Source organism: Streptomyces sp. NPDC056361, assembly GCF_042262805.1.
Lineage (GTDB): Bacteria > Actinomycetota > Actinomycetes > Streptomycetales > Streptomycetaceae > Streptomyces.
On record NZ_JBHJQI010000268.1, the window covers coordinates 1 to 5070 of the forward strand.

At 75.0% G+C, this 5070-nt stretch carries 4 protein-coding genes; 3 read left to right on the forward strand and 1 reads right to left on the reverse strand.

The features are described 5' to 3' along the window. The first annotated feature begins 202 nt into the window (after nucleotides 1-202). Nucleotides 203-970: an IclR family transcriptional regulator gene (locus ACFCY7_RS39740; protein ID WP_376490952.1), complete on the forward strand. Its 768-nt coding sequence runs from the start codon at nucleotides 203-205 to the stop codon at nucleotides 968-970. Nucleotides 971-1012: 42 nt separating this feature from the next. Continuing rightward, the gene (locus ACFCY7_RS39745) at nucleotides 1013-2056 is read left to right on the forward strand and encodes a phosphotransferase (protein WP_376490953.1); all 1044 of its coding nucleotides are present in this window, start codon (nucleotides 1013-1015) and stop codon (nucleotides 2054-2056) included. A gap of 58 nt (nucleotides 2057-2114) precedes the next feature. On the opposite strand, the gene ACFCY7_RS39750 is transcribed toward ACFCY7_RS39745, so the two are convergent. Continuing rightward, complete coding sequence (locus ACFCY7_RS39750; RefSeq protein ID WP_376490954.1) at nucleotides 2115-2693, reverse strand: GNAT family N-acetyltransferase; 579 nt, start codon at nucleotides 2691-2693, stop codon at nucleotides 2115-2117. Between the two features lie 220 nt (nucleotides 2694-2913). Between ACFCY7_RS39750 and ACFCY7_RS39755 the strand changes: the two genes are divergently transcribed. Beyond that, nucleotides 2914-4956 (forward strand): calcium-binding protein, encoded by a 2043-nt coding sequence (locus ACFCY7_RS39755; protein WP_376490955.1) that lies wholly within the window; start codon nucleotides 2914-2916, stop codon nucleotides 4954-4956. The last annotated feature ends 114 nt before the right edge of the window (nucleotides 4957-5070 follow it).

Below are 5070 nucleotides of genomic sequence, written 5' to 3' on the forward strand. Positions count from 1 at the left end.
ACCCGGGGGCCCGCGCCTCTCGTGCCGAACAATCCTGGTCAGGTGGCGTGTCGGCATGGTGGGCTATGCGGGGGAGGTCGAACGAAGGACGTACGCATCCGGGGGGAACGTACGGCCGGCCGCCCCCGCACCGCACCCGACCACGAACCACGGGCCTCTCCGACACACGGCCAGGAGAGGCCTCCCCAGAGGGAACCCCGCCATGACGCCACCCAGCTCAGCAGGCCCCACGCTCATAGGCTCCGTCCGACGGGCCATGCGCCTGCTCGAAGCCGTCGCCGAGGACCCCACGCGCTCCACCGCCAAGAGCCTCGCCCGGCGCACCGACATCCCGATCGGCACCACCTACCACCTGCTCCGCACCCTCACCCACGACGGCTACCTGCACCGCGACGGCGGCCGCTACCTCATCACCGCCGCCACGGCCCGCCTCGGCGGAGCCTTACCGGAACAGGCCAACGCCCACGACCTCCAGACCTGGCTCGACTCGCTGCGCGACCAGACCGGAGCCGCCATCTACTACGCCCGGTACGACGAGGGCGAGGTCAGGATGGTCGGCCAGTCCTCCGGACCGGGAACACCCGCCGTGGAGGAATGGGCGGACTTCCGGCGCACCGCCCACGCCCACGCGCTCGGCCAGTGCCTGCTCTCCCAGCTCGATCCCGACGCCCGCCGCGACCACCTGGCCCGCCACCCCGTCGAACCCCTCACCCCGTACACCGTCCCCGACGCCGACGCGCTGATCCACAGACTCTCCCGGCTCCGCAGGGGACACGCGGTCCAGGAACGCGAGGAGTACGCCCCCGGCAGCGTCTGCGCCGCCGTCCCCATCACCGTCGGCACCGTCCCCGCCGCCCTGGCCCTCTCCCTGCCCATGGTCCGCGCCGACCTGCTCGACCCGCTCTCCCACCACCTGCGCCGCCGGCTGGAGACCGCCTTCATGAGCCATGCCTTCGGCGTACGGCTCTGACCCGGCGGCGCCCCGCATCCCCACCCCACCCAGGAGTGCTCGTTGACCGCCACCGCCGCCCCTTCGCCCGCCCCGGGACCCGACCACGCCCACGAGCTCGCCGCCGCACGCGTCCGCCACGCCCTCGGCCCCGTCACCGTCCTGCGCAGCACCGCACTCGGCGGGGGCCTCTACAACTCCGCCCGCCTGGTCGAGCTCGCCGACGGACGGAACCTGATCCTCAAGACCGCACCCCCGGCGACCGCCCCCGCCCTCACCCACGAACAGGGCCTGCTCGGCACCGAGGCACTCTTCCACCGGCTGGCGGCCCCCACCGGCGCCCGGGTGCCCACCGTCCTCCACCACGAACCCGCCGGTCCCCGGGCCCCCTCCGAGTGGCTCCTCCTCACCTACCTCGACGGCACCACCTGGGACACCGCCCGCGACCGGCTCACCCCCGCCGACCACACCGCCCTGCGCCGGAGCCTGGGGGAGAGCCTGGCCCGCGTCGCCACCGTCACCGGACCGGCCCACGGGTACCCCCGACCCGCCGTCGGCCTCACCGCCCCCGACTGGCCCGCCGCGTTCACCGCCATGCTGCACGCCGTCCTCGCCGACGCGGCCCGGTTCGCCGTTCCCCTGCCCGCCCCGGCCGAGCTCCTCGCCGCCCTGCCCGGACGCTTCCACGACCGGCTCGCCCCGGTACGGCGCCCCGCGCTCGTCCACTTCGACGCCTGGGAGGGAAACCTCGTCCTCGGCCCGACCGCGGACGGAACCTGGCACCTGACCGGCCTCATCGACGGCGAGCGGGCCTTCTTCGGCGACCCCCTCGCCGAGCTCGTCGGCCTCGACCCCCTCGGCACGGCCGAGGACGACCCCGACCTCATGGCCGGCTACCGCTCCGTGACCCCCTCCCTCACGCTCGACACCGGAGCCCGCGCACGCCTGGCCCTGTACCGGATCTACCTCGCCCTGATCATGCGCGTCGAATCCGCCCCGCGCGCCTACGACGGCACCTTCGCGACCTGGCTGGACACCTGGTCCGCCGAGCGCGTCACCCGACAGCTCGCCGTACTCGACGACTTGGAGGCCCGAGACCGCGCGTGACTCCGGGGAGGGCCCGCCGCCGGACCGCCGCAGGGCCGCCGGGCCGCCGTACGGGCCGTCAGCGTCCCCGGCGGAGGTCCAGCATGCAGAAGACCTTGTCGTAGCGGCGTTCCCCGACGGCGACGAAGTCGGGGAGGCGGCCGTACTCGACGAACCCCAGCGACCGGTAGAGACCCAGGGCGTGGACGTTGTCGCCGCGGGCGTCCAGCGTGAGGACCTCGATGCCGGCCCGCTCGGCATCGCCGATCAGGGCCGCGGTGAGGGCCCGGCCGACCCCTTGCCCGTGGGCGGAGGCGTCCACCGCGACCTTCTCCAGATCGGCGTGCGGGCGGTGGGTCGGCCGCGCGTAGCGCAGCCAGTACCCGAGCCCGACGAGCCGGCCGTCGACGTACGCGGCCCGCAGGCTCGCGTCACCGGCGCGCGTCGCGGCGACCACGCCGTCGAGGAGCCGCCCCACCTCGTCGGCCGACGGCGGCTCCACCCAGCCGAGCGCGGCACCCCCGCGCACCAGGTCGGCCAGGATCCGGTGGGCCGACCCGGCGAACCGGGCCCGGAGTCCGGGATCGGAATCCACCTGCCCGGCATCGAGGATCAGTGGCTCACGCCGGGTCGCGTCGCTGGTCGTGGTCTCGCGCATGGCGGGCAGCGTATCCAGGACCGTCGGCCGCGTACGGAGCGGACCCCAGGAGGACCTGGGACGGAGCCGCGCCCGCAAGGCGCCGTGCGCGCTCCCTCACGGGAGTGGTTCCCGGGGGCCAGTGGGCGCAGTGCGGCCCGGTCCGCGCGGGAGCGGCGTCAGTGCCGGGACGAAGCTGTGCGCTGCCCGTACACCAGCGAAGACGGAGGTTCCCGCTCCCATGACCCATGTACACCTCAGACCGGCGGGATGGCGCCGCGGAGCAGGCGGGAGGGCCGGGGCACTCGCCGCGTGCGGCCTGGCGCTCGCTCTCGCGCTGCCCGGTACCGCGCTGGCCGCACCCGGCGACCTGGACCCGGCGTTCGGGACCGGCGGCCGGGTGACCACGCCCCTCCCCGGGTACGCGGAGGGGCACGACCTCGCGCGGCAGGCCGACGGGAAGCTCGTCATGGCGGGGCTGAGCAGCGACGGCGGCTTCGCGCTGGCCCGCTACCTGCCCGGCGGCGGCCTCGACACCGGCTTCGGCGGCGACGGCGTGGTGACCAGCGACTTCGGCGGCGGTGCCCACGCGGCCAACGCCGTGGCGATCCAGCCGTCGGACGGCAAGATCGTCGTGGCGGGCACCACCGAGGTGATCGCGGAGGAGGGCGGCGGCTGCTGCTTCTTCTCCGTGGCCCGCTACAACACCGACGGCAGCCTGGACACCGGCTTCGGCGAGGGCGGCCTGGTGCGCGTCGAGGAGTTCGGCGGCTCGGCGGACGGCGCGGACGTCGCCGTGCAGCCCGACGGCAGGATCATCGCCGCCGGCAAGGGCGGCGGTGGCGGTTTCGCCCTCGTGCGCCTCGGCACCGACGGCGGCTTCGACCCGAGCCTGGGCGGTGACGGCACGGTCGTCGCCGGCTTCACGCCCACCTCGCCCCAGGACGCCGGCGGCGTCGCCCGCGCGATGGCGCTCCAGCCGGACGGCAGGATCGTCCTGACCGGCTACGTCGGCAGCACGGCGTTCGACATCGGCGTGGCCCGCTACCTGCCCGACGGCAGCCTCGACGCCACCTTCAGCGGCGACGGCATGGTGACCGCCGACTTCGGCGGCACCGAGTTCGGCAACGCCGTGGCCGTACAGCCGGACGGCCGGATCCTCGCCGCCGGAAGCGGCGGCGCCGGCATCGCCCTGCTGCGGTACAACGCCAACGGCACCCCCGACACCGGCTTCGGCACCGGCGGGCGCACCTCGGTCGCTTTCCCCGGCGACGGCGGGATCGCCTACGGCATGGCACTCCAGACCAACGGCAAGATCGTCCTCGCCGGCCGGGCCGACGACCCCGCGAGCGCCGAGGCGAACGACTTCGGCCTCGCCCGCTTCCACGCCAACGGCAGTGTCGACACCGGCTTCGGCGGAGACGGGTTCGTCGTCACCGGCTTCGGCGACTTCGACGAGGCCCGCGCGGTCCTCGTCCAGCCCGACGGCGCGATCGTCGCGGGCGGCCACGGGGCGGGCTTCGCCTTCGCGCTCGCCCGCTACCAGGGCGGCGACGGCACTCCGCCTCCCGCCCCCCAGGCCGACCTCGTCGTGACCCAGGCCCCCACGGCCCCCGTCAGCATCGGCGACCGGACCACCTACACGGTGACCGTCGCCAACTCCACGGCCTCCACCGCCACCGCGACCGGCGTCACCCTCTCCGACACGCTCTCCGGCGCCGGCGTCACCCTCACCTCGGCCACCTCGTCGCAGGGCGGCTGCACGACCACGGCGACGACGGCCACCTGCGCCCTCGGCTCCCTGGCCCCCGGTGCGAGCGCCACGGTCACGCTGACGGCCGAGCCCCGTTCCACCGGCACGATCACCCACACGGCCACCGCGACCGGGTCGCCGCAGGACCCGACGGCCTCGAACAACACGGCGGTCGCGACCACCCCGGTCAACAACGCCCGCGGCTGCACGATCATCGGCACCAGCGGTGTCGACACCCTCACCGGCGGCTACGCCAACGACGTGATCTGCGCCCTCGGCGGCAACGACACCGTCCGCGCCGGCTACGGCAACGACACCGTCCACGGCGGCTTCGGCAACGACAACATCGACGGCGGCTTCGGCGACGACACCCTGAACGGCGGCCCGGGCAACGACACCCTGACCGGCTACTACGGCAACGACCGCCTCACCACCACCGACGGCGTCCAGGGCAACGACACCGCCAACGGCGGCCTCGGCACGGACACCTGCACCACCGACGCGGGCGACACCCGCATCAGCTGCCCCTGACCCGTCCCCTTCCCGCCCCCACCCACCGGGGCCCGCGCCCGGCCCCCCGCGGCGGCGCCCCCCCCCCCCCGCCAAACCCGGCCGGGGGCGTATTAAAAAAAAACCACCCCCCAG

Coding starts and splice junctions, on each gene's coding strand:
- ACFCY7_RS39740 (WP_376490952.1), top strand. CDS start 203: ATGACGCCACCCAGCTCAGCAGGCCCCACGCTCATAGGCTCCGTCCGA.
- ACFCY7_RS39750 (WP_376490954.1), bottom strand. CDS start 2,693: ATGCGCGAGACCACGACCAGCGACGCGACCCGGCGTGAGCCACTGATC.
- ACFCY7_RS39755 (WP_376490955.1), top strand. CDS start 2,914: ATGACCCATGTACACCTCAGACCGGCGGGATGGCGCCGCGGAGCAGGC.